The sequence below is a fragment of the Streptococcus oralis genome (genome assembly GCF_022749195.1).
GTDB lineage: Bacteria > Bacillota > Bacilli > Lactobacillales > Streptococcaceae > Streptococcus > Streptococcus oralis_CI.
In genome coordinates this window covers 1,478,709-1,501,201 of record NZ_CP094226.1, presented here as the reverse complement: position 1 = coordinate 1,501,201, position 22,493 = coordinate 1,478,709, and the positions used below count along the sequence as shown (strand labels likewise).

The window sequence follows — 22,493 nt, the reverse complement described above, 5'->3', positions numbered from 1 at the left end:
TCCTCCTAATTATAAAGCTCGTCTTCATCCACAACATCATAGGTATCGAGTACCCATTGGTTTGGACTGCGAGAGAGATTGGCACCACAGTAGTCGCACTCGCTAACTGCAGAGATTTTCAAAGGGGCGCCACAGTTTGGACAGTGGTCGCTCACAACTTCGTCTGGATTGACTGCTTGCGTTTGGCTACCGTGTTGACGGATAAAGTTCAATTGATACACGGTGAAGAGATCTTTTTTAGGGTCTCCTTCAAGGACACGGCGAGTCTCATCATCAATGACATAGTCACGCAAGGTAGATGACAGGATCACCACTAAGGTGTCGTTTCCATCAGGATTTTCAATAAATTCCTTGATGCGAACATTTTCGATACAAACTTTCTCTAAAACATTGGTTGTTTTAGCTCGAATATGGTCTTCGAGTTGGGTGCTATGTTGAGAGTAGAGACTGGTGCTTTCCAAAGCGCGGACAGAGTTCCAATTTTTTTCAGTCCAGGCAACCTGCAATTTAAGGTAGACTTCCTTAACCCAAGATGTGAAGGCTTCCGCGTCAAAGTTTGGATCCCCGTATGTCACACGACTAATGGCCAGTGTGTTGTGCTCAACTCGATGGTGGAGCGTTTGATAATCATTACTAGTATAGGTTGAACTCGAATCTCCAGATTTATTCTGCAAGGATTTGACGATAACAACTAGTATGATTCCTCCGACTAATATGAACATAAATCCTAGGTAGGGAGAGCTAGCAGAACTGTCAGAGGATGATCCATATCCAGAGCGGTAGTAGTGGTAGGATGAGCCACCAGAACGACTTCCACCTCCACTTGAGCGGCTGCTACTTCTGGAGCTACTGCGGCTACTCCCTCCACTTCTGGAATGTCCGACACCCGCATCAACGAGTTGAGGCACGGATAGAAAAACAAGTAATAAACAGGTCATTAAAAGAGCATAAAACTTCTTCATGTGTCTCCTAACTATATGATTGGAAAGGTAGTTGGCTAGACTACTGGGTGGCTACTAGCGAATTACTCACTTTCTTTCAACTTCGCCAATTCTTGTGCAAGGAGTTTAAGGGCAACTTGTGGGTTGGCTTGGCCTTTGGTTGCCTTCATAAGGAATCCTGTGAAGGCCTTGTCTGCGTTGCGTTTGCCTGACTTGAAGTCGGCAACGGCAGCTTCGTTATCCGCAAAGACTTGGTGGATGATTGGAATCAGAACATCTGGATCTGAGATTTGCACCAAGCCTGCTTTTTCCACGTATTCACGCGCGCCACCGCCATTTTTAGCTAGGTGGACAAAGACTTTCTTGGCAATCTTAGAAGAGATCGTGCCGTCTTCGATGATGGCAATCATTTCTACCAAGTTTTCTGGTGTCAATTCGATTTGTTCTAGTGTTTTACCTTCGGCGTTCAAGAACTGAGCAACTTCACCTTGGAGCCAGTTAGAAACTTGTTTGGCATCGCCACCGAGTGCAACAGCTTTTTCAAAGAAGTCAGAAGTGACCTTATTTGCAGTCAACTGACTAGCATCGTAGTCTGACAAGCCAAGGTCAGCAACGTAGCGTGCACGGCGTTCCTTTGGAAACTCTGGCAATTCAGTGCGCATTTCCTCAATCCACTCATCTGAGATTTCAAAGAGGGGTAGGTCTGGTTCTGGGAAGTAGCGGTAGTCAGCAGCGCCTTCCTTGACACGCATGAGGATGGTTGCCTTGTTAGCTTCATCGTAACGGCGTGTTTCTTGGCGGATTTGACCACCTGAGCGAAGAATTTCAGCCTGACGTTGGACTTCGTACTCAAGACCCTTGCGAACGTTCGAGAAGGAGTTGAGGTTTTTCAACTCAGTTTTGGTACCGAATTCTTCTTGACCATAAGGACGAAGCGAGATGTTAGCATCCACACGCATAGAACCTTCTTCCATCTTAACGTCTGAAATGCCAGCGTACTGGATGACTTCCTTGAGGGCAGTTAGATAAGCATAGGCTTCTTCAGGAGAACGCATGTCGGCTTCAGACACGATCTCAATCAAAGGCACCCCTTGGCGGTTGAGGTCTACATAAGAGTAGCCATCTGTACCGTGGGTATTTTTACCAGCATCTTCTTCTAGGTGAGCGCGTTCGATACCGATTTTCTTAGTCGTGCCGTCTTCTAGCTCCACTTCAATCCAGCCGTTGTAGCCGATTGGTTCATCAAACTGAGAAATTTGGTAGGCTTTTGGATTATCAGGATAGAAGTAGTTCTTGCGGTCAAAGTGCATCTTCTTGTGGATGTCCATATTGAGGGCAAGAGCTGCCTTGATACCAGCATCGACAACACCTTTATTGAGAACTGGCAGAACTCCTGGGAAGGACCAGTCAATCACGTTAGTGTTGGCATTTTGGTCATTTCCAAAGTGGGCAGAAGTAGGTGAGAAGATTTTTGAATTGGTGTTGAGCTCTACGTGGACTTCAAGTCCAATGACTGTTTCAAAGTTCATTAGTTGTCACCTCCAAAAATCACGGGTTGTTGTTTGTGGTAGTCTGTTGTTGCTTCAAAGGCAGCAGCAGCTTGGTAAATGGTTTCCTCAGAGTATTTAGGACCGATCAATTGGAGACCGACTGGGAGACCTTGAGCAAATCCAGCAGGAATCGAAATTCCTGGAAGACCTGCCAAGTTGACGGGGATGGTCAAAAGATCAGCCAAGTACATGGCAACTGGGTCGTGGTTGAGAGAATCCAAGTCGTAGGCAACGCTTGGTGCAGTTGGTCCCAAAATTAAGTCGTAATCCGCAAAGACGTTTTCGAAATCTTGGATAATGAGGGTACGGACCTGACCAGCTTTCTTGTAGTAGGCATCATAGTAACCTGATGAAAGGCTAAATGTTCCAAGCATGATACGGCGTTTCACTTCTTCACCGAAACCTTGGCTACGGCTGTTTACATAGATTTCATCAAGGTTGCTTGCATCTTCTGCGCGGTAGCCATAACGGATACCGTCAAAGCGTTGCAAGTTTGATGAGGCTTCTGATGAAGCGATGATGTAGTAAACGGCAACACCGTATTTAGAGTGAGGAAGGCTGACTTCTTCGACGATGGCACCAAGTTTTTCAAAGTGTTTGGCTGCATTCAGAATGGTTTCCTTAACCTCTGGGTCAATCCCTTCACCAAGGTATTCCTTAGGCAAAGCAATTTTCATTCCCTTGATGTCTTGACCAATTTTTGAAGTAAAGTCGGCAATGCGGACAGGAGCAGAAGTAGAGTCTTTAGCATCTTCGCTGGCAATCGCATTGAGCAAGAGGGCATTTTCTTTAACAGTTGGAGCGAAAGGGCCAATCTGGTCTAATGAGCTACCGAAGGCAATGAGACCGAAACGAGAAACCGTTCCGTAGGTTGGTTTGAGACCAACAATCCCGTTGAAGGCGGCAGGTTGGCGGATGGAACCACCCGTATCAGAACCAAGTGACAAGCGGACTTGCCCTGAAGCTACAGCTGCGGCTGAACCACTTGATGAACCACCAGGAACCTTGCTGTGGTCCCAAGCATTTTTAGTGGTACCATAGTGGGAAGTCTCACCTGAACCACCCATGGCAAACTCGTCCATGTTGGTTTTCCCAACAACAATCATACATTTGGCTTTGGCATTGGCAACGGCTGTCGCATCAAAGATAGGCTCGTAGTTGTAGAGCATTTTTGAGGCAGCAGTTGTGAGGATACCGTCGGTAGAGATATTATCCTTAACAGCCAGTGGAATTCCTGAAAGAACATTGTCCGCGTCAATTCCAGCTTCATCAATAGCCTTAGCTTGCGCAAGGGCTTGTTCTTCAGCGATAGTGACAAATGAATTGAGGGCTTCCTCACGAGACTTGATATCTTCAAGCGTTGCTTGGATCAATTCAGTTGCTGAAATTTCCTTAGAGACAAGGAGGTTGTGCAAGTCTTCAATAGTTTTGTTATTAAAAGTCATTAGGCATCTCCTCCATCGTCTAGGATAGCTGGTACCTTGATATAGTAGTTTTCTTTTTCAGGTACGTTTTTAAACAAGCGATCGCGGTCTGTTCCTTCTTCAGCCACATCAGGGCGGAGTACAGTCTTGCGGTCAGCCATGGTCGTAGTAGGTGCGACACCAGTTGTGTTCACTTCGCCTAGCAATTCAACCATGTCAACAATTTTAGACAAGGTTGTCGCAAAGGCAGCAGTTTCTTCTTCAGAGAATTTTAATTTTGAAAGATTGGCAACGTGTGTTACCTCTTCTTGCGTAATTTTCATCTTGCATCCTTTCGTGAAATGATGATTTTTAGTCTGTTCTATTTTACCATATTTTCCTATAAATAAGGGAGCCAAACTGAAAAGAAATAGAAATTGAAAAATCGCTTTTAATTCGCTATAATGGTTAAACTAGAGAATAGAAAAAATAAGAGTTAGGATAGAATATGTTCCATCAATTTATCACCAGATCTCAAACGGTTCCTCCTCCCATTTCACTCTTTTGGTATGGGATTATGATGCTTACTTTAGTGCTTTGTATTTATGGAGCACTTGCTTATCACAATAATCCGAAATTTGTCCGCTTGTTTAAGGGGATTCAGATCCTCCAGTTACTAGCCCTTTATAGTTGGTATGTTGGTTTTGGAATTCCCTTTTCTAATAGCCTTCCTTTTTATCATTGCCGTTTGGCTATGTTTGCGGTGGTTTTCTTGCCAGATAAATGGCGGAGCAAGCAATATTTCGCCCTCTTAGGAGCAAGTGGAGCGGTCTTTGCGCTGGTTTACCCCGTTTTTGACCCCTATGATTTTCCCCATATCACCAGCTTTTCATTTTTGATTGGGCACTATGCCCTTCTAGTGAATTCCTTGATTTACTTGATGAATCACTATGACAAGACCTTGCTCAAGAAATATATGATTGTAGCCTATACCTTTATTCTCAACCTCTTTCTAGTTGGGGTTAATCAGGTGACGGGTGGAAATTATGGTTTGTTAAACAAGACACCTTTTATTCCGGATGCCCCCTTGTGGTTAAAATATCTTCTTGTGTCCGTCATCCTTTCGCTGGCTCTGGTTCTCTTTGATATCTTGTTCAAGAAACGGTGGCAAAAGAGAAATCAGGTAAAATCAGTACTCTAGCTTACCTTTTCATCAGATGAGCAATTGAAAAACTCCCTGAAATTCGCTATAATAGGTAAGTTGAAAGGATTGGAATATTCCGATGTAAAAATATAAAATAAAATATAGCATTCACTATTATCCTAAAAGAAAAGAAAGAGAAGATATGACTATTCAAGAAGAAATTAAGAAACGCCGTACCTTTGCCATCATCTCCCACCCGGACGCGGGGAAAACAACCATCACTGAGCAGTTGCTCTACTTTGGGGGCGAGATTCGTGAGGCTGGTACTGTAAAAGGGAAGAAAACAGGGACTTTTGCTAAGTCTGACTGGATGGATATCGAGAAACAACGTGGGATTTCGGTCACTTCATCTGTGATGCAATTTGACTACGACGGCAAACGCGTCAACATCCTAGACACTCCAGGGCACGAGGATTTCTCAGAGGATACCTATCGTACCTTAATGGCGGTGGATGCTGCGGTCATGGTCGTCGATTCTGCCAAGGGTATCGAGGCCCAAACCAAGAAATTGTTTGAGGTTGTCAAGCACCGTGGCATTCCAGTCTTTACCTTTATGAACAAGCTGGACCGTGATGGTCGTGAGCCACTGGATCTCTTGCAGGAGTTGGAAGAAGTCCTAGGTATTGCCAGCTATCCGATGAACTGGCCCATCGGGATGGGGAAAGCCTTTGAAGGCTTGTATGACCTCTATAACCAACGCTTGGAACTCTATAAAGGGGATGAGCGTTTTGCCAGTCTAGAAGATGGGGACAAGCTCTTTGGCAACAATCCATTCTACGAGCAAGTCAAAGAGGATATTGAACTTTTGAATGAAGCTGGAAATGAATTCTCGGAGGAAGCTATTCTTGCAGGTGATTTGACTCCGGTATTTTTTGGATCAGCCTTGACTAACTTTGGTGTGCAGACCTTCCTTGAGACTTTCCTTAAGTTTGCTCCAGAGCCACATGGACACAAGAAAACAGACGGCGAAATTGTCGATCCTTATGACAAGGATTTTTCTGGATTTGTCTTTAAAATCCAAGCCAACATGGACCCTCGTCACCGTGACCGCATTGCCTTTGTCCGTATCGTATCAGGTGAGTTTGAGCGAGGGATGAGTGTCAATCTGCCTCGTACTGGTAAGACTGCCAAGCTTTCTAATGTTACCCAGTTTATGGCGGAAAGTCGTGAGAATGTGACAAACGCTGTTGCAGGAGATATCATCGGGGTTTACGATACAGGTACTTATCAGGTTGGGGACACCTTGACGGTTGGAAAAAACAAGTTTGAATTTGAACCACTGCCAACCTTTACCCCTGAGATTTTCATGAAAGTTTCTGCTAAGAACGTCATGAAGCAAAAATCCTTCCACAAGGGTATCGAACAATTGGTGCAGGAAGGAGCTATTCAGCTTTATAAGAATTACCAAACAGGCGAGTACATGCTGGGTGCTGTCGGACAACTTCAGTTTGAAGTCTTTAAGCACCGCATGGAAGGCGAGTACAATGCAGAAGTAGTCATGAGCCCGATGGGTAAAAAGACCGTTCGTTGGATCAAGCCTGAGGACTTGGATGAACGGATGTCCTCAAGCCGCAATATCTTGGCCAAAGACCGTTTTGACCAACCAGTCTTCCTCTTTGAAAATGACTTTGCCCTTCGCTGGTTTGCGGATAAGTATCCAGACGTAGAGTTGGAGGAGAAGATGTAACTCAGCACCAACAATTGGAACTAAAGTTCCTAATTGTTGGACGCTAGTCGCTATTTGGCGAACTAGCTAACTGCCTTACTAACTACGTTTGGCAAATAGAACCGATTTGCCAAACTCCGTGTCGTAGTGTAAAATCGGCTTACCTAAACGCTTCACTAGGAAAAATCCACGAATATTATCGATTCGTGGATTTTTCCGTTGTAACGGGTAGTGAGAGGGCTAGCAACCTGCCTCACTAATTCATCGGCGAAAAATAATCGTTTTCGCCTCTTTGTGTCTACTAATCAGTATGGCATTTTACTTTAATGCTTCGTAAAAAATCCCACGAATGGTTTCGATTCGTGGATTTTTTTGTTGGAAAGGATAGAAAGTTGCTGTACCTCGCGATATGATTGGTCTATTTTACTGTTTTATTGAGGTGATGTTGCCCTATTTGAGCAAATTTTATAAGAGTAAGTTGGTTTCTGTTCTTTATGGTATACTAGAGATACAGATAAAATTTGAATACACCAACCGGAGGAAAATATGGAACAACAAATGAATGAAAAAATTATCGAAATCGTGCATCAAGCCAATGATATGATTCCAGTTGAGTGGGATGATTTGTATATTGTAATCGAGATGGATAAGACATATAGTGGAAGTGCATATTTTTATTTTAAGTATGAAGGTGAATATCATTATAATTTATACCTTCCCAGAGATTTTGGGTTATCGCAGGATGAAGTATTTAACCAAAGTGATATATTATTTGATAAATCAGAAGATCTGAAAAGAGTGTTTATTGAAAATGACTTGGCAGATTGGTATATTTGTATCATCCATTTGGATGAAAATAACAAGCTTTCAGTCGACTATGACTATGCTCCATGGTTGAAAAGTAATTTTGGACCAACTGCTCGAATGAACTTTTTCAGATATCAATTTCTAGGATTTGAACCAAGAAACGAAAAAGAACTAGAGCAGTTCAAGGCCATGGAAGCCTTCCAGCAGGAACATAATGTAAAATAGTTTGCTTGGATAAGAAGAATAAAATCAGATTAGTGAGGTAATTCAATGGTGAAATTTTCAAAAATAGATAAACAACTAAAAAAAGAATTGAAAAAAGTTCAGCGCAATGCAGCAAAAAAATTACAATTAAAGTCTCGAGATTGGGCCTATTTCAACAAAGTAGGAGACTATTTGGTTTCGTACAGGATTAATATTAATTTCCCAGATAATGAGTTTCGTGTTATCGTTAGTCCTTACATCAAACCCTATATCATTGATGATATTTTTTGGGAAGTTTTTGATATGGCGAGTAATTCGCAGGAACCAATGAGTCTTCGGGCAGTTGGAGCTTTTACAGTCGATAAATTTTCTCTACCGGATAAGATAGCTACTGAAGACTGGACGATGGAGGACCTTGACTTAGAAAAGGTTGAAACCAAGGTTTTCGAAGTGCTCTCAGAGACCCATGAAGAAGTCTTAAAGCTTATAGATGGTTTCCTAACTTTTGAAGATTTTTACGCTTATGCAGTCGAAAATTCACCAAATCCTGCCTGCCATGACTTGATGGGAATACTGTTAATGATCCACCGTGAACAATACCAAGAAGCACTTCAAATGGCAGAAGATTTGATCGCAAAGCATAAACTTGGAAAATTCCAAAATAAGAGTAAATGGATAAATGAATACATCGTTGATTACTGTAAAGAAAAACTCAAGGCGGATTAGGAAGTCTAGGTCCCATGCTTGTCCTGAAATGTATAAACCAAACCGGAGGAACATATGGAAAAACAGATTAATGAGAAAGTGATGGAAATTGCTCAGAGTGTCCATAAGACTATACCTGTAGCTTGGGAAAATCTTTTTATTAATATTACCCTGACTTTTGATGGTGGAGAAGTCTACTATTTCTTCAACGAAGAAGGAAAAAGTGACTATATTTATAATCTTTTTATTCCCAAGAAGTATAAGTTGCCTAATTCAGAATTTAGAGAAAATGAAAGACGCACCTTCAAATTAGCTTGGGAATTGAGGGAAATCTTTAAAAATGAAGAGCAGGCTTTATGGACAACATGTGTTATAAAGATTATTGGTACAAAATTGACTGCTACATTTGACTACGCACCTTGGTTCGAGAGTGGGTTTACCTCAGGCCAACAAATGGATTTTTTTGAATACAAATACCTTGGCAAGCAGCCGGCTAATGAAAAAGAACTAGAACAGTTCAAAGCTATGGAAGCCTTCCAGCAGGAACATAATGTAAAATAGTTTGAACTGATAAACGGCCCCCCTCGAGGTGGTCTTTTATGGTATACTGGGAGTGTAGAGTCAGTAAATTTGGTGATAACTTAGCATCGGTCAAAAAGCAAGCAAGAAATTTCCAAAAAAAGTATTGAGATAAAAGGAGAATGGGTATGGGAAACAAACTGTTAATGACAGGAATGTCGTTCGGTCACGTTAGTTCAGTAGCGCTGGAAGATTTAAAAAGGGGCTTACTTTCAGTAAATGATGAGAGAGAATGTGTATTGCTGATTGCTGAAATCTTAAAAAAGGGAGATTTTACAGTAAAAAACTTGCTGATTGACTTGATGAACCAGACAAAAGATGAAGCAGTGCTCAATCTTTGTATTCGATTGTTTTGTTCAGTTTGTACACATAATGATTTAAAAAAGGTTGAAAATTTTCATTTTTTAAGTTCGGCTTCAGAATTTGCGGTATTTACTTTTGTCGCTGGCGCTGTGGAAACAATGTCCTATGAAGTCGTTCCTTACCTTCTTACTCTGTGGGAGGAGTGGGAAGATACAGAAACCGAAGTGGAGTACGCTATTCAAGATGCTTTGGATAGCTTTCTCAACTATCGTTCAATTATAGAGGAAAATGCAAGATTAGAAGAAGTTGGAAGTTTATATTTTGATGTAATAAAGAACAAGAACTTAGATTGCTATTATTACAAAACTCTTCAGGTTTTTCCTGGTTTGTTTACACAAGAAATTATGACTGCTCTATACATCGCTGCTCAAAAGGAACAGAAATACCATCTTTATCTTCAGGCTTCCCTTCTTTCTATTTATACAGGCAAGCAGGTCCCAGTAGACACCAATACTCTTATTTCAAAAAATGAAATTGATTTGATGGTTGGTTATATTGATGACTTATCAGACAAAGACTGGACGGAAGGTATGAAATATTTTTACGGCCATCCAGTTGAAGAACTTGTAAAATAATGAAATGGGCGATTGATAACAAAGGACTACCCTCGAGGTGGTCTTTTATTGTTTTCCAAACGCTAGTCCATAGGGTTTATGGTATACTGGGATTGTAGAGTCAGTTAATTTGGTGATAATCTGGCAGAGGTATCATCAAACTCTAACGCCTTTTGTGAGAATTTCCATAAGAGTGTAGTGAAACTGAAAGATAACATAGCTCATGCTGGACCAAACATTAAGAGGAGAATCAAATGAAATACGATAAAATTAAAATTGCACAGGAAATAGCCAGAGCTGTAGGGGGAGTTCCTCAAGCCTATACATTTAGAAATCACGATAACAAATTAGATATATTTATTGGAGAGAACCGTCCGGACGATTATTTAACAACTGCAGCAACAATCGGTTTATCAGAATATACCATTTATCGTCGAATAAATGATAAGCCTTTAAGAGTTGAAATCATTGGGGCAGCTGATGCAGAGCTGGAATACTTTCCAAATATTATAGCAGACTGTGGTTTTAATATCGTGAGAGGAGAATATAGTATCTCTCCTGGTGCAGTCTATCCAAATATAATTAGAAATTACTACCCAAATGCGAAAGTAAATCATATATTTTTCACTCAGCCTTTCTTGTGGGAACTGGAGTCTTTCGATTTTGATGAAGAGTATGTTACGTGGCTACAAGCTATCCCTATTACAGAAGCTGAGCTTCAATTTATAGAAAAGCATGGAGCTGAAGTAGGAGCGCAGAAGTTAGAAGCATTGTTTGAAGAGCATCAGATAGATGTTTATGATTTTATGAGACCTTCTGTAGTGTAATAAATTTTTTATCTTCTGTTCTATATACTCTTTTTGGTGTACAACCAAAACAATCCCGTTCGTTTTGTGAAGATTATGAAGCTATACAGCCAAGGGAAAATCTTGTTTAAGAAAGAACCGGAGAGCGAAACGTGTAACTAGGTGTTAGGGAACAGTCAAATCCCAGAAAGTGAGTGCTGTATCTTTAAGGAAGCGAGGTGTAGCTACTACGATAGTGCTATGTGGTGTCCTCCTCAAATAGAAAATTCTCAAGGATATACGACGTTCTGCTAGATGAAATTTGGAGATGAAAAATGAAAGACATCCGTATTTTAGACTTGTTTTTGCCGGTTTGGTTTGTCATTGGAGCTCATTTTATCTCTTTTATGATCAATGTCCATATCTTTCAAGCCTACTATATCCACAAATACCCAGAAGAGTATAAGGCTTATTTAAAGATATCGGATCGAGAATGGTACAGTAAACGATACTATAAAAAGCTGGTTAAAAGTGGACAGCTGCAGGAAGAGAGAACGTGAGGAAATCGGAGTTCTAAACAGAGCAGTAAAATATATTAGGATTCTAGAGAGGCAGTTGTAAATAATGGAATTGAATCATCATATTTTTGGTAAACTAACATTTAATTATGGTTGGACTCAAGATATGACCCTTACTATTTTTGGTAAGGAGTATGTTTTAGAAATGATTATTGATGCAGATGACGATGGAGAATTTGAAGTCAATCAAGAAAGAGCCTATGTCTTTTTTAAGGAGCATCAAGATGAAATGATAAAAGAAGCGAATGCTGCTGTTGTGTCTTACTATCATAATGAAATCTCAGAGATTGTTTCTGGTTATACCGATAGCAAAGAAAAACAATATTTTTTAGATAAAATTGGAAATGAAGAAGAAATTTTTTCTCTGTTGAAACCCAAACAAATTGTGTTTCCTTTAACTTTTGATGAAACTGTTGAAGAAGTTGGTTTTTTATGTGATTGTGATTGGGACAAGGATAACGGACTAGGGATAAAATTTACCAATGGCCTATTGTCTGAGATTGGTCCTCAAGATATACTTTTATAGATAGTTTCTTTCTTGATAACGGACTGATTCAGGAGAAAACTGATTGTGACTTAACCACTCCAAGGGTGGTTTTTAGCTAGGAAAACGTGGAAAGCATTCTTTGTGGTATACTAGGATTGTAGCGGAACAATGATAGAATGAATTGGAGGGAAATATGGAACAACAGATTAATGAAAAAATTATCGAAATCGTGCATCAAGTCAACGATATGATTCCAGTTGAGTGGGATGATTTGTATATTGTAATCGAGATGGACAAGACCTACAGTGGAGGGGCTTATTTCTTTTTTAAAAGCTTGAATGAGTATCAATATTTTTTAGATATTCCAAGTTTATACTCACTATCAAGTGAAGTGTTTGATAAAGAATACGACATTTTATTTGAAAAAGCACAAGAACTGAAAAAAATATTTTTAGAGAATGACCAAGCAGATTGGTATTTTTGTATCATCCATTTAGATGAAAGCAATAAACTTTCGGTCGACTTTGACTATGCTCCATGGTTGGAAAGTGGTTATGGTCCAAGTTCTCGAATGGACTTATTTGAATACAAATACCTCGGCAAGCAACCAGCTAACGAAAAAGAACTAGAGAAGTTCAAGGCTATGGAAGCCTTTCAAAGAGAGCATAATCAAAAGTAGAGTAAGCTTGATTACATTTTGAAGAATGCGATTTTTGAGTATTGCTGTTATCGTGAAATGGAGGATAAAATGTTAGAAAAATTTGTCAAAGTGGCAGATATGCCCAAAGATGTTATTGAAAAATATAAAAATCAAGTTCCAGCTGAGTTGGTTCAAATTTGGCAGGAAGATGGTCTAGGAACTTTTCTTGATGGTTATCTAAAAGTTATCAATCCAGATGATTATCTAGAGCTTCTCCAAGATAGCTATTTCAGAGGAGACATTGCTTTTCCAATCTTTGTGACGGCATTTGGAGATATTATTACTTGGGAAGAGAATGCCTATGTGGGAATTGTCCAATACAATATTCAGGATCTGGATATTATTTGTAAGGGTCTGGATTTATTCATTCGATTTTTAGATAACGAATATATTACAAAGAAGTTTGAACTTGATTTATATAGACAAGCTGTTGCCAAACATGGTCAACTAGCCTACGATGAGTGTTTCGGTTTCGTTCCACTTCTAGCATTAGGTGGCTTTAAAGATGTAGACCACATGGATAAGGTAAAAGTCTTGGAGCACATTTACCTCATGTACCAGCTGACAGGCGGTGTGATGGACGATTAGGAGTTGCTATTTCTTTTTTGAGAACAGTGTGAGGGAATAAAATTCTCTTCCAAATGCAAAACACAAGAACCTCAGAGGAAGTCCTCTGAGGTTCTTTGCGTTCTAGTTTCCATATTTCTGGTAAAAATCGACCTTAACCTGGATAAAGGTTTCGGCTTCGCGTAGTAGTTGCAAGAGGGTAGCACGGGTTTCAAACTCCTCACGTGTTTTGGGGAGACTCCGATTGCGGAAGACTTGCAGATAGCGTTCGATGTCATCAAGTAGGTCATGAGCAGGATTGGTCTGACTTAGCTGAGCAGCAATCTTTGAAAAGAGCTGGGCCAAGATCAAACTCTCACTTGCGGCCAGGTGACAGGTATTGATCTGCTGGGCCATATTTCGTAGGATACGACTTTGTCGCTGTCTCATCTCAAAGTAATGGATGTGGTAGTCCGTCTGGTGAAAGAGGTGATCCGAGTGATCCAGGTAGACCAGTTTGAGAGCTTCATCGAGGAGCTTGTCTAATTGATCAACGAGTTGGGCTTGATTGCGTCCGTCTCCTCTTGACAGATAGTATTTAAAGCGAAGCAGGATGTCTTTTAACTTTTCTTCGACCTGAAGGTGGTAGCTTTGAATGGCTTTCTCACGAGAGGGCATATAAAGGTTGACCAATAGAGCAAAGCTTGTCCCGATGAGAAAGAGGAGCACTTCATTAAGCAAGAGCTCTGGAGAGGTAGACTCCTGTACCAAGAGATGACTGACCAAGACACTGCTAGGGGTGATGCCGATTTCCCAGCCCATTTTGTAAGCAAGAGGGACATAGAGAGCCAGATAGAGGCCCAGACTCCAGATGTGAAAGCCCGTCAGCTGAAAGGCTAGAACACCGATAGCGAGCGCTAGGAGCATGGAAAAGAGGCGGTTACGTGCTAATTTCAGCGTGCTTCTGCGCGTGTCGGAGAGGCTTAAGAGAGCGATGATTCCAGCTGAAACTGCTGATGATAAATCTAAAAAATAAGCGAGTAAACAAGCGAGACAGGTCGCTAAGATCAGTTTGGTCGTACGTTGAGTGAGAGACATGAAAATTTCCTAAACTAATAGAATCAAGTGTTTAACGAGGAATCAGAGACTAGGGACGAAGTTTTCGGTTTGTAGCATACTCGGCAACTGCTGTAAAGAGGACATCTGTTGAAGAGTTCAGGGCTGTTTCGCAGGAGTCTTGCACGACTCCGATCACAAAACCGACTCCGACAACCTGCATAGCTAAGTCGTTGGAAATCCCAAAGAGGCTACAAGCGACAGGAATGAGGAGAAGGGATCCCCCAGCGATTCCAGATGCCCCGCAGGCAGAAATGGCAGCCACTACACTGAGCACAAATGCTGTCCCAAAGTCTACCGAGATTCCGAGTGTATTGACAGCAGCTAGGGTCAGGATGTTAATGGTAACGGCAGCGCCAGCCATGTTGATGGTCGAACCAAGCGGGATGGAGACAGAGTAGGTGTCAGGATTCAGTCCCAAATCTTGGCAGAGTTTCATATTGACAGGGATATTGGCGGCAGAGCTACGAGTGAAGAAGGCTGTAATACCACTGACACGTAGGCATTTCAAAACAAGTGGATAGGGATTTTTTCTCATAAAGAGAAAGGCGATGAGTGGGTTGATGACGAGAGCAACAAAGGCCATGGTAGCAATCAAAAGTCCTAGGAGGACACCGTAGTTGGCCAGACTGGCAATACCCTTGTCTGAGATGGTCTTGAAAACCAAGCCTAAAATCCCAAAGGGTGCTAGATTGATAATCCATTCCACGATTTTAGAGGTGACATCCGCCATGGTTTTCAGTAATTCCTTGCTGTGTTTACTTGCCTCTCTCATAGCCAAGCCAAAGATAACTGCCCAAGAGAGAATCCCGATATAGTTGGCTTCAACAATGGCATTCAAGGGATTGTCCACCAGTTTGAGTAGTAGATTGCTGAGGACTTGACCAATACCGTCAGGAGCAGCAACTTCTGTATTTGCACTGGTCAGGGTGATTTGCACAGGCAGTAAGAAACTAGCTAGAACGGCTACCAATGCAGCAGCAAAGGTTCCGAGCAAGTATAAGAAAATAACCGTCTTCATATTGGTGTTTTGTCCCTTTTGGTGTTGGGAAAGGGCATTGGCAACAAGGGCAAAAACCAAAATAGGAGCGATGGCTTTCAGTCCGCCTACAAAGAGGTCTCCAAGCAGACCAATTCCTGTAAAGTTTGGAAAGAGCATCCCCAATGTAGCTCCAAAAATCATTCCAATGAGGATTCGTTTGATGAGGCTTGCCTTGGTCCAGGCTCTAATGATTCGTTTCATAGCAGTCTCCTTCAAATGTATTGTTTATAATTATAGTATAAATATGCTATAGAGGCAAGTGAAATTTTGAAAATAGAGCCGATAATTGAATAATTATGAAAGAAAAGAGAAGGACGATTTTATGGTATAATAGGAAAAAGGAGTTTTATATGCAAGATTTTTTTCAACGCTATTTTGATAAACTTGATTTAACAACCATGTTAGAGAATCTCTTGAGCAAGGTGATTTCTCTTTTGATTTTGTTTTTACTATTTTATATAGCTAAAAAGATGCTTCATGCGACTGTACGAAAGATTGTCAAACCCTCACTTAAATTTTCCAATCGGGATGCAGGAAGACAAAAGACCATCTCTCGTTTGCTGGAGAATGTCTTTAACTACATTCTTTATTTCTTTTTGCTCTACTGTATCCTGTCTATTTTAGGTTTGCCAGTTTCTAGTCTCCTTGCTGGTGCGGGGATTGCTGGGGTGGCCATTGGTATGGGGGCGCAAGGCTTTCTATCCGATGTCATTAATGGCTTCTTCATCCTTTTTGAGCGCCAGCTTGATGTTGGTGATGAAGTGGTTCTCACAAATGGACCTATTACCGTTTCTGGAAAGGTCGTTAGCGTAGGAATCCGTACAACGCAACTGCGAGGTGACGATCAAGCCCTTCACTTTGTTCCCAATCGCAATATCACCGTCGTCAGCAATCTATCTCGTACTGAATAGGCCGGCTATTTTAGCAGATTTGTGGTACAATAGAAGGAGTTTGGTAAAGGAGAGAGTATGCTATTTGTAGAGAAAAAATTAGGTCACGATTGTACCTGGATAGACCTTGATGTAGACAAAATTAAAAACATGGAAGACCTTTCGGATGTCTATGGATTGGACAAGGAAACCATCGAGTATGCTCTGGATAGAAATGAGCGTGCCCACATGGACTATCACCGTGAAACGGGAACGGTAACCTTCATTTATAATGTTCTTGACTTAGAAAAAGATAAAGAATATTATGAAGCAATTCCGATGACCTTTATCGTTGAAAAACAACGGCTAATCACAATTAGCAATCATAAGAATAGTTATGTGATTAAACGTATGGCAACCTACCTTGAAAGCCATGAAGTTGTTTCAATCTACAAATTTCTTTTTGCCAGTTTAGAGATTATTAGTAATGCTTATTATCCAGTGATTGAAGAGATGGATAAAAGTAAGGATGAAATCAGTGCACTTCTTCGTCAAAAAACAACTAAAAAAAATCTCTTTGCCCTCTCTGACTTGGAAACTGGTATGGTTTACCTGACAGCAGCTGCCAAACAAAATCGTCTCCTCTTGGAACACATCCAAGGGCATGCTCTTTATCGCAATTTTAATGAGGTAGAAAGAGAGCAGTTTGACGATGCCATGATTGAAGCGCACCAGTTGGTTTCGATGACAGACTTGATTTCTCAAGTTTTGCAACAACTCTCAGCCTCTTACAACAACATCCTAAATAATAATCTAAATGATAATTTGACAACTTTGACAATTATCTCAGTCTTACTAGCTATCCTTGCGGTTATTACAGGATTCTTCGGAATGAATGTTCCCTTACCGTTTGCAGATGAACCAAATGCTTGGATTTATATTTTGATAGCTAGTCTCATTTTATGGGTAGTCTTAGCCCAATGTTTAAAGAATATTGCTAGAAATTAAAAAGAAAAGGAGCCAGAATGGCGATTGAAAATTACATGCCAGACTTTGCTGTGGAAGCAGTTTATGATCTGACAGTCCCAAGCCTGCAAGCGCAGGGAATCAAGGCTGTTTTGGTTGATTTGGACAATACCCTCATTGCTTGGAACAACCCTGATGGGACACCAGAGATGAAGCAATGGCTACATGACCTTAGAGACGCGGGCATTCGCATTATCGTGGTCTCAAATAATACCAAAAAACGTGTTCAACGCGCAGTTGAGAAGTTTGGGATTGATTACGTTTATTGGGCCTTGAAGCCTTTCACCTTTGGGATTGACCGTGCAATGAAGGAATTCCACTACGAGAAAAATGAAGTGGTCATGGTCGGTGACCAACTCATGACGGATATACGAGCAGCTCACCGTGCAGGCATTCGCTCGATCTTGGTCAAGCCCTTGGTACAACACGACTCGATCAAAACGCAAATCAACCGAGCTCGCGAGCGCCGTGTCATGCGCAAAATCACTGAAAAATACGGACCGATTACATATAAAAAAGGAATTTAACTATGGAAGAAATTCTCTGTATTGGTTGTGGAGCAACCATTCAGACGACAGACAAGGCTGGTCTTGGTTTTACTCCCCAGTCGGCACTTGAAAAAGGTTTGGAGACTGGAGAAGTTTATTGTCAACGCTGTTTCCGTCTCCGCCACTACAATGAAATCACAGATGTCCAGTTGACGGACGATGATTTCCTCAAACTCTTGCACGAAGTGGGAGATAGTGATGCCTTGGTAGTCAATGTCATAGATATTTTTGACTTTAATGGCTCTGTCATCCCAGGCTTACCACGTTTTGTATCGGGCAATGATGTTCTCTTGGTCGGAAATAAGAAAGATATCCTACCCAAGTCAGTTAAACCGGGCAAGATTAGCCAGTGGCTCATGGAGCGTGCCCATGAAGAAGGACTTCGTCCTGTGGATGTCGTCCTGACTTCGGCCCAGAATAAGCATGCTATTAAGGAAGTCATTGACAAGATTGAACACTACCGTAAAGGCCGTGATGTCTACGTGGTCGGTGTGACCAACGTTGGAAAATCAACCCTTATCAATGCTATTATCCAAGAAATCACGGGTGACCAGAATGTCATCACGACTTCGCGTTTCCCAGGAACAACCTTGGACAAGATTGAGATTCCGCTTGACGACGGATCTTATATCTACGATACACCAGGGATTATCCACCACCACCAGATGGCCCACTACTTGACGGCTAAAAACCTCAAGTATGTCAGCCCTAAAAAGGAAATCAAGCCCAAAACCTATCAGCTTAACCCTGAGCAAACCCTGTTTTTAGGTGGTCTTGGACGCTTTGACTTTATAGCAGGTGAAAAGCAAGGTTTCACAGCCTTCTTTGACAATGAACTCAAACTCCACCGTACCAAGCTAGAAGGCGCTAGTGCCTTTTATGACAAGCATCTGGGAACCCTTCTGACACCGCCAAATAGCAAGGAAAAAGAAGATTTTCCAAGACTAGTCCAACATGTCTTTACCATTAAGGACAAGACAGACCTAGTCATCTCAGGCCTAGGCTGGATCCGCGTAACAGGCACCGCCAAAGTCGCCGTCTGGGCACCAGAAGGCGTCGCCGTCGTCACACGAAAAGCAATCATTTAAAATAAAATAGCTGAGCGAACAAAGTGAGCTCATATAGCGATAGTTATTGCCGTGGTGTGATTGCCAATCGATAGATTGGCAAGGGGCACAATTGAGACCTAGGCTCAATTGTGAGGTCAGGAAATCCATTTTTCAAAGATGATATCTTTGGAAAATTAGTTCCGACCGTCCCTCACCACCTAAAATAACTATCAAAAAAGGAAGAAAGAATATGTCATTAACATCAAAACAACGTGCCTTCCTCAACAGCCAGGCACACACCCTCAAACCCATCATCCAAATCGGGAAAAATGGACTCAACGACCAAATCAAAACCAGCGTCCGTCAAGCTCTTGACGCCCGCGAATTGATTAAAGTTACGCTCTTGCAAAACACAGATGAAAACATCCACGAAGTAGCTGAAATCTTGGAAGAAGAAATCGGTGTGGATACAGTCCAAAAAATCGGACGCATCTTGATTTTGTATAAACAATCCAGCAAGAAAGAAAATCGCAAGATTTCCAAGAAAGTCAAAGAAATCTAAAACCTACTCCAAACAACTGTTTTTACAGAAAATTAAAGGAAGACGAGCCTATGGCAATCGAATTATTGACTCCCTTTACCAAGGTAGAGTTGGAGCCAGAAATCAAGGAGAAAAAACGCAAACAAGTCGGGATTTTAGGGGGAAATTTTAACCCTGTTCACAATGCCCATCTTGTTGTGGCGGACCAAGTACGACAACAGTTGGGACTGGACCAGGTCCTGCTTATGCCCGAATACCAACCACCTCATATAGATAAAAAGGAAACTATCCCCGAGCACCATCGGCTCAAGATGCTTGAGTTGGCGATTGAGGGGATTGAAGGTCTGGACATTGAAACCATTGAGTTAGAGCGCAAGGGCATTTCCTACACCTACGACACTATGAAGATTTTGACCGAGCAACATCCAGATACGGATTATTACTTCATTATCGGAGCTGATATGGTGGATTATCTGCCTAAGTGGTACCGAATTGATGAGCTGGTCGACATGGTTCAGTTTGTTGGAGTTCAGCGCCCGCGCTACAAGGCAGGGACTTCCTATCCAGTTATCTGGGTGGATGTGCCTCTCATGGACATCTCGTCCAGCATGGTGCGTGACTTCATTGCCCAAGGTCGGAAACCTAACTTTCTCCTACCTCAGCCAGTGCTAGACTACATCGAGAAGGAGGGGCTTTACTGATGGCATACCAAGACTATATCAACTGTTCCCGAGAGGCTTTGTTGGAAAGAATGGCAGAGCTTCTGCCTGAAAAACGTTTAACCCATTGTTTGGGTGTAGAGCGTGCAGCCATAGAGCTTGCCCAGCGATTTGGAGTCGATGTTGAGAAAGCTGGTCTAGCAGGCCTTCTTCATGATTATGCTAAAAAGCTGTCAGATCAGGAATTTCTAGACTTGATTGACCGTCATCAGCTAGACACTGATCTCAAAAACTGGGGCAATAATGTCTGGCATGGTATGGTTGGCATCTACAAGATTCAGGAAGATTTGGATTTGCATGATCGAGAAATCCTGCGAGCTATTGAAATCCATACAGTCGGTGCTGGTCAGATGACCGATCTAGATAAAGTCATCTACGTCGCAGATTATATCGAGCACAATCGTGCCTTTCCTGGAGTGGACGTGGCGCGTGAAATTGCTGAGCTATCGCTCAATAAGGCAGTGGCCTACGAAACAACTCGTACCGTGGAGCATCTAGCTCACCAAGGATTTCCCATCTATCCCCAAACCCTTGAAACCTATAACGCCTTTGTGCACTATTTGAAAGAGGACTAAATGAACGAAAAAGAATTACTAGAACTAGTCGTGAAAGCGGCTGATGAGAAACGTGCGGAGGATATCCTTGCACTTGATGTACAAGATTTGACCAGCGTGACGGACTATTTTGTCATCACTAGCTCAATGAATAGCCGTCAGTTGGACGCAATCGCTGACAATATCCGTGAAAAAGTAGCGGAAGCAGGCTTTAAAGGTAGCCATGTTGAAGGCGATGCAGCGGGAGGCTGGGTCCTGCTGGACCTAGGTGCTGTCGTTGTGCATGTCTTTTCAGAAGAAATGCGTGCCCACTATAACCTTGAAAAACTTTGGCATGAGGCGCATTCTGTAGATATTTCAGAAGCTTTAGCATAGGAGATGAACTCAGTTGCAGTCAACTGAGTTTCTTTGCTTATCTTAGAAAGGATTTGAACCCGTCCTGTAATTCTCGGAAAGTAGACAGCCTTCCTTGGAGCTCTACTCCATCGTCAGGCTCCTCATTTTCTATCGAATTACGGGCGGACTGATTATAGAAATAGAAAGGTAAGAGTGTGGTGTTTTGTTCATTTCAGAACTGAACACGAGCTAAAGGCTGCGAGTAAAAGAGTAACTTCCTTTGTATCTGACGATACAGCAGAAAGTTTCCTATTTTCTCCTTGCTTTTAACGCTCTTTGTATCTTAGAAAGGATTTGAACCCGTCCTGTAATTCTCGGAAAATAGACAGCCTTCCTTGGAGCTCGGCTCCATTGTCAGGTTCCTAATTTTCTATCGAATTACAGGCGGACTTGGTATCATGATTTATGGCGACTTATGAAACCTTTGCGGCTGTTTACGATGCTGTGATGGACGATAGTTTATACGATAAATGGACGGATTTTTCCCTCCGTCATTTGCCTAAGACCAAGGAGAGAAAGAAACTCTTGGAATTGGCTTGTGGAACAGGAATTCAATCAGTGCGCTTCTCTCAGGCTGGTTTTGATGTGACTGGACTGGACTTGAGTGCGGATATGTTGAAGATTGCGGAGAAGAGGGCTGCTTCAGCCAAGCAAAAGATTGACTTTATGGAAGGCAATATGCTGGATTTGTCTAAGGCAGGTCAATATGATTTTGTCACGTGTTACTCTGACTCAATCTGCTACATGCAGGATGAGGTAGAAGTCGGGGACGTTTTTAAAGAAGTCTATAATGCTCTCAATGAAGATGGTGTTTTTATCTTTGATGTGCATTCGACTTACCAGACGGATGAGGTTTTTCCAGGTTATTCCTATCATGAAAATGCGGAAGATTTTGCCATGCTTTGGGATACCTACGAGGACGAAGCTCCTCACTCCATCGTGCATGAGTTGACTTTCTTTATTAAGGAAACGGATGGTTCCTTTAGTCGCCACGATGAAGTGCATGAGGAGCGGACTTATGAGGTCCTGACCTATGATATTTTGCTGGAACAGGCCGGATTCAAATCCTTTAAACTCTTTGCGGACTTTGAAGACAAAGAGCCAACAGAAACAAGCACTCGTTGGTTTTTTGTGGCTCAGAAGTAGGAGATGGATATGGTTCGATCAAAATATTCTTGGGAAGAAGTTTCGCAGTTTAATCGTATTCGTCAAAATGGAACGCTTTGGGAGAAAGATGGACAATACTTCTATGTTCAGGAAGAAGGAACCGTATTTTCAGAGTTAGTCGTTTACGATATGTCTAAGAAACTTTTTGATATGTTAGTAAATGAAATAAAATCGGAGGATGATATCCGACATATGCTGATGTATGGAACATGGCCAATGACAGTTGCTGGATGCCATAGACCAACTATGTTGATAGCTTATCCTGAGTTACAAAAAAATTATAGTAATGAACAACTGGCAGAAATCCTTCCAGTAGGAGAAAAACAATGGCTTAACTGGAGAGGAAGATTGCCTGAGCGGTATCGTAGATTTCGTCATTAGAATGGGAGAACAT

Annotated in this window: 26 protein-coding genes and 1 pseudogene; 21 read left to right on the top strand and 6 right to left on the bottom strand. The window is 41.8% G+C overall.

Features of this window, described 5'->3' with window-relative positions:
- Positions 1-5 precede the first annotated feature (5 nt).
- The 4 genes from MP387_RS07345 to gatC form a co-directional block, all read right to left on the bottom strand.
- Positions 6-962: a zinc-ribbon domain-containing transport protein gene (locus MP387_RS07345; RefSeq protein WP_198460083.1), complete on the bottom strand. Its 957-nt coding sequence runs from the start codon at positions 960-962 to the stop codon at positions 6-8.
- 62 nt (positions 963-1,024) lie between these two features.
- Positions 1,025-2,470: an Asp-tRNA(Asn)/Glu-tRNA(Gln) amidotransferase subunit GatB gene (gene gatB, locus MP387_RS07340; protein ID WP_242745940.1), complete on the bottom strand. Its 1,446-nt coding sequence runs from the start codon at positions 2,468-2,470 to the stop codon at positions 1,025-1,027.
- Entirely contained in the window at positions 2,470-3,936 is a 1,467-nt protein-coding gene (gene gatA / locus MP387_RS07335; protein WP_242745939.1) for an Asp-tRNA(Asn)/Glu-tRNA(Gln) amidotransferase subunit GatA, read from the bottom strand. The genes gatB and gatA overlap by 1 nt, the downstream gene beginning before the upstream one ends.
- A complete protein-coding gene (gene gatC / locus MP387_RS07330; RefSeq protein WP_198460081.1) occupies positions 3,936-4,238 on the bottom strand; it encodes an Asp-tRNA(Asn)/Glu-tRNA(Gln) amidotransferase subunit GatC in 303 nt (100 codons plus the stop codon). Before gatC ends, gatA begins: the two co-directional genes overlap by 1 nt.
- Before the next feature lie 164 nt (positions 4,239-4,402).
- Between gatC and MP387_RS07325 the strand changes: the two genes are divergently transcribed.
- The 11 genes and pseudogenes from MP387_RS07325 (at position 4,403) to MP387_RS07275 (ending at position 13,114) form a co-directional block, all read left to right on the top strand.
- The gene (locus tag MP387_RS07325) at positions 4,403-5,095 is read left to right on the top strand and encodes a YwaF family protein (RefSeq protein WP_198460080.1); all 693 of its coding nucleotides are present in this window, start codon (positions 4,403-4,405) and stop codon (positions 5,093-5,095) included.
- 145 nt (positions 5,096-5,240) lie between these two features.
- Positions 5,241-6,785: a peptide chain release factor 3 gene (locus MP387_RS07320; protein WP_198460079.1), complete on the top strand. Its 1,545-nt coding sequence runs from the start codon at positions 5,241-5,243 to the stop codon at positions 6,783-6,785.
- Positions 6,786-7,310: 525 nt separating this feature from the next.
- A complete protein-coding gene (locus MP387_RS07315; RefSeq protein WP_242745938.1) occupies positions 7,311-7,796 on the top strand; it encodes an immunity protein YezG family protein in 486 nt (161 codons plus the stop codon).
- Positions 7,797-7,841: 45 nt separating this feature from the next.
- Entirely contained in the window at positions 7,842-8,501 is a 660-nt protein-coding gene (locus MP387_RS07310) for a hypothetical protein (RefSeq protein WP_242745937.1), read from the top strand.
- A 54-nt stretch (positions 8,502-8,555) separates the two neighbouring features.
- The gene (locus MP387_RS07305; RefSeq protein ID WP_000414812.1) at positions 8,556-9,041 is read left to right on the top strand and encodes an immunity protein YezG family protein; all 486 of its coding nucleotides are present in this window, start codon (positions 8,556-8,558) and stop codon (positions 9,039-9,041) included.
- 146 nt (positions 9,042-9,187) lie between these two features.
- On the top strand, positions 9,188-9,997 hold the full coding sequence (imm47, locus tag MP387_RS07300; protein ID WP_242745936.1) for an Imm47 family immunity protein: 810 nt from the start codon (positions 9,188-9,190) through the stop codon (positions 9,995-9,997).
- Between the two features lie 233 nt (positions 9,998-10,230).
- Positions 10,231-10,803, top strand: coding sequence for a suppressor of fused domain protein (locus MP387_RS07295; protein ID WP_049519358.1), 573 nt, complete (start codon positions 10,231-10,233; stop codon positions 10,801-10,803).
- A gap of 308 nt (positions 10,804-11,111) precedes the next feature.
- Positions 11,112-11,321 (top strand): annotated as a pseudogene (locus MP387_RS07290) (beta-carotene 15,15'-monooxygenase); the annotation flags it as partial.
- 64 nt (positions 11,322-11,385) lie between these two features.
- Positions 11,386-11,865 (top strand): DUF6985 domain-containing protein, encoded by a 480-nt coding sequence (locus MP387_RS07285; protein WP_242745935.1) that lies wholly within the window; start codon positions 11,386-11,388, stop codon positions 11,863-11,865.
- A gap of 154 nt (positions 11,866-12,019) precedes the next feature.
- Positions 12,020-12,505, top strand: a complete 486-nt coding sequence (locus tag MP387_RS07280) for an immunity protein YezG family protein (RefSeq protein WP_242745934.1) — start codon at positions 12,020-12,022, stop codon at positions 12,503-12,505.
- A gap of 69 nt (positions 12,506-12,574) precedes the next feature.
- Positions 12,575-13,114, top strand: a complete 540-nt coding sequence (locus MP387_RS07275; RefSeq protein ID WP_242745933.1) for a T6SS immunity protein Tdi1 domain-containing protein — start codon at positions 12,575-12,577, stop codon at positions 13,112-13,114.
- 102 nt (positions 13,115-13,216) lie between these two features.
- Here the strand turns inward: MP387_RS07275 and MP387_RS07270 are convergent, their stop codons facing one another.
- A complete protein-coding gene (locus tag MP387_RS07270; RefSeq protein ID WP_242745932.1) occupies positions 13,217-14,170 on the bottom strand; it encodes an aromatic acid exporter family protein in 954 nt (317 codons plus the stop codon).
- 49 nt (positions 14,171-14,219) lie between these two features.
- Positions 14,220-15,431 carry a serine/threonine transporter SstT gene (gene sstT, locus MP387_RS07265; RefSeq protein WP_242745931.1) on the bottom strand — a complete coding sequence of 404 codons (1,212 nt, stop codon included), beginning with the start codon at positions 15,429-15,431 and terminating at the stop codon, positions 14,220-14,222.
- A gap of 149 nt (positions 15,432-15,580) precedes the next feature.
- Here sstT and MP387_RS07260 point away from each other — a divergent pair, with 149 nt between their 5' ends.
- From MP387_RS07260 to MP387_RS07215, 10 genes are all read left to right on the top strand, one after another.
- Positions 15,581-16,141, top strand: coding sequence for a mechanosensitive ion channel family protein (locus tag MP387_RS07260; RefSeq protein WP_242745930.1), 561 nt, complete (start codon positions 15,581-15,583; stop codon positions 16,139-16,141).
- 57 nt (positions 16,142-16,198) lie between these two features.
- Positions 16,199-17,107, top strand: a complete 909-nt coding sequence (locus MP387_RS07255) for a magnesium transporter CorA family protein (RefSeq protein WP_049550257.1) — start codon at positions 16,199-16,201, stop codon at positions 17,105-17,107.
- A 17-nt stretch (positions 17,108-17,124) separates the two neighbouring features.
- Positions 17,125-17,652, top strand: a complete 528-nt coding sequence (locus MP387_RS07250) for a YqeG family HAD IIIA-type phosphatase (protein WP_000963744.1) — start codon at positions 17,125-17,127, stop codon at positions 17,650-17,652.
- A 2-nt stretch (positions 17,653-17,654) separates the two neighbouring features.
- Entirely contained in the window at positions 17,655-18,761 is a 1,107-nt protein-coding gene (gene yqeH, locus MP387_RS07245; protein ID WP_242745929.1) for a ribosome biogenesis GTPase YqeH, read from the top strand.
- A gap of 211 nt (positions 18,762-18,972) precedes the next feature.
- Complete coding sequence (gene yhbY / locus MP387_RS07240; RefSeq protein WP_000060171.1) at positions 18,973-19,284, top strand: ribosome assembly RNA-binding protein YhbY; 312 nt, start codon at positions 18,973-18,975, stop codon at positions 19,282-19,284.
- A gap of 50 nt (positions 19,285-19,334) precedes the next feature.
- On the top strand, positions 19,335-19,964 hold the full coding sequence (locus MP387_RS07235) for a nicotinate-nucleotide adenylyltransferase (protein WP_242745928.1): 630 nt from the start codon (positions 19,335-19,337) through the stop codon (positions 19,962-19,964).
- Positions 19,964-20,557 (top strand): bis(5'-nucleosyl)-tetraphosphatase (symmetrical) YqeK, encoded by a 594-nt coding sequence (yqeK, locus tag MP387_RS07230; protein ID WP_242745927.1) that lies wholly within the window; start codon positions 19,964-19,966, stop codon positions 20,555-20,557. The genes MP387_RS07235 and yqeK overlap by 1 nt, the downstream gene beginning before the upstream one ends.
- The gene (rsfS, locus tag MP387_RS07225; protein WP_242745926.1) at positions 20,558-20,911 is read left to right on the top strand and encodes a ribosome silencing factor; all 354 of its coding nucleotides are present in this window, start codon (positions 20,558-20,560) and stop codon (positions 20,909-20,911) included.
- A gap of 426 nt (positions 20,912-21,337) precedes the next feature.
- On the top strand, positions 21,338-22,078 hold the full coding sequence (locus MP387_RS07220; RefSeq protein WP_242745925.1) for a class I SAM-dependent DNA methyltransferase: 741 nt from the start codon (positions 21,338-21,340) through the stop codon (positions 22,076-22,078).
- 9 nt (positions 22,079-22,087) lie between these two features.
- Positions 22,088-22,480: a hypothetical protein gene (locus MP387_RS07215; RefSeq protein WP_000252453.1), complete on the top strand. Its 393-nt coding sequence runs from the start codon at positions 22,088-22,090 to the stop codon at positions 22,478-22,480.
- The last annotated feature ends 13 nt before the right edge of the window (positions 22,481-22,493 follow it).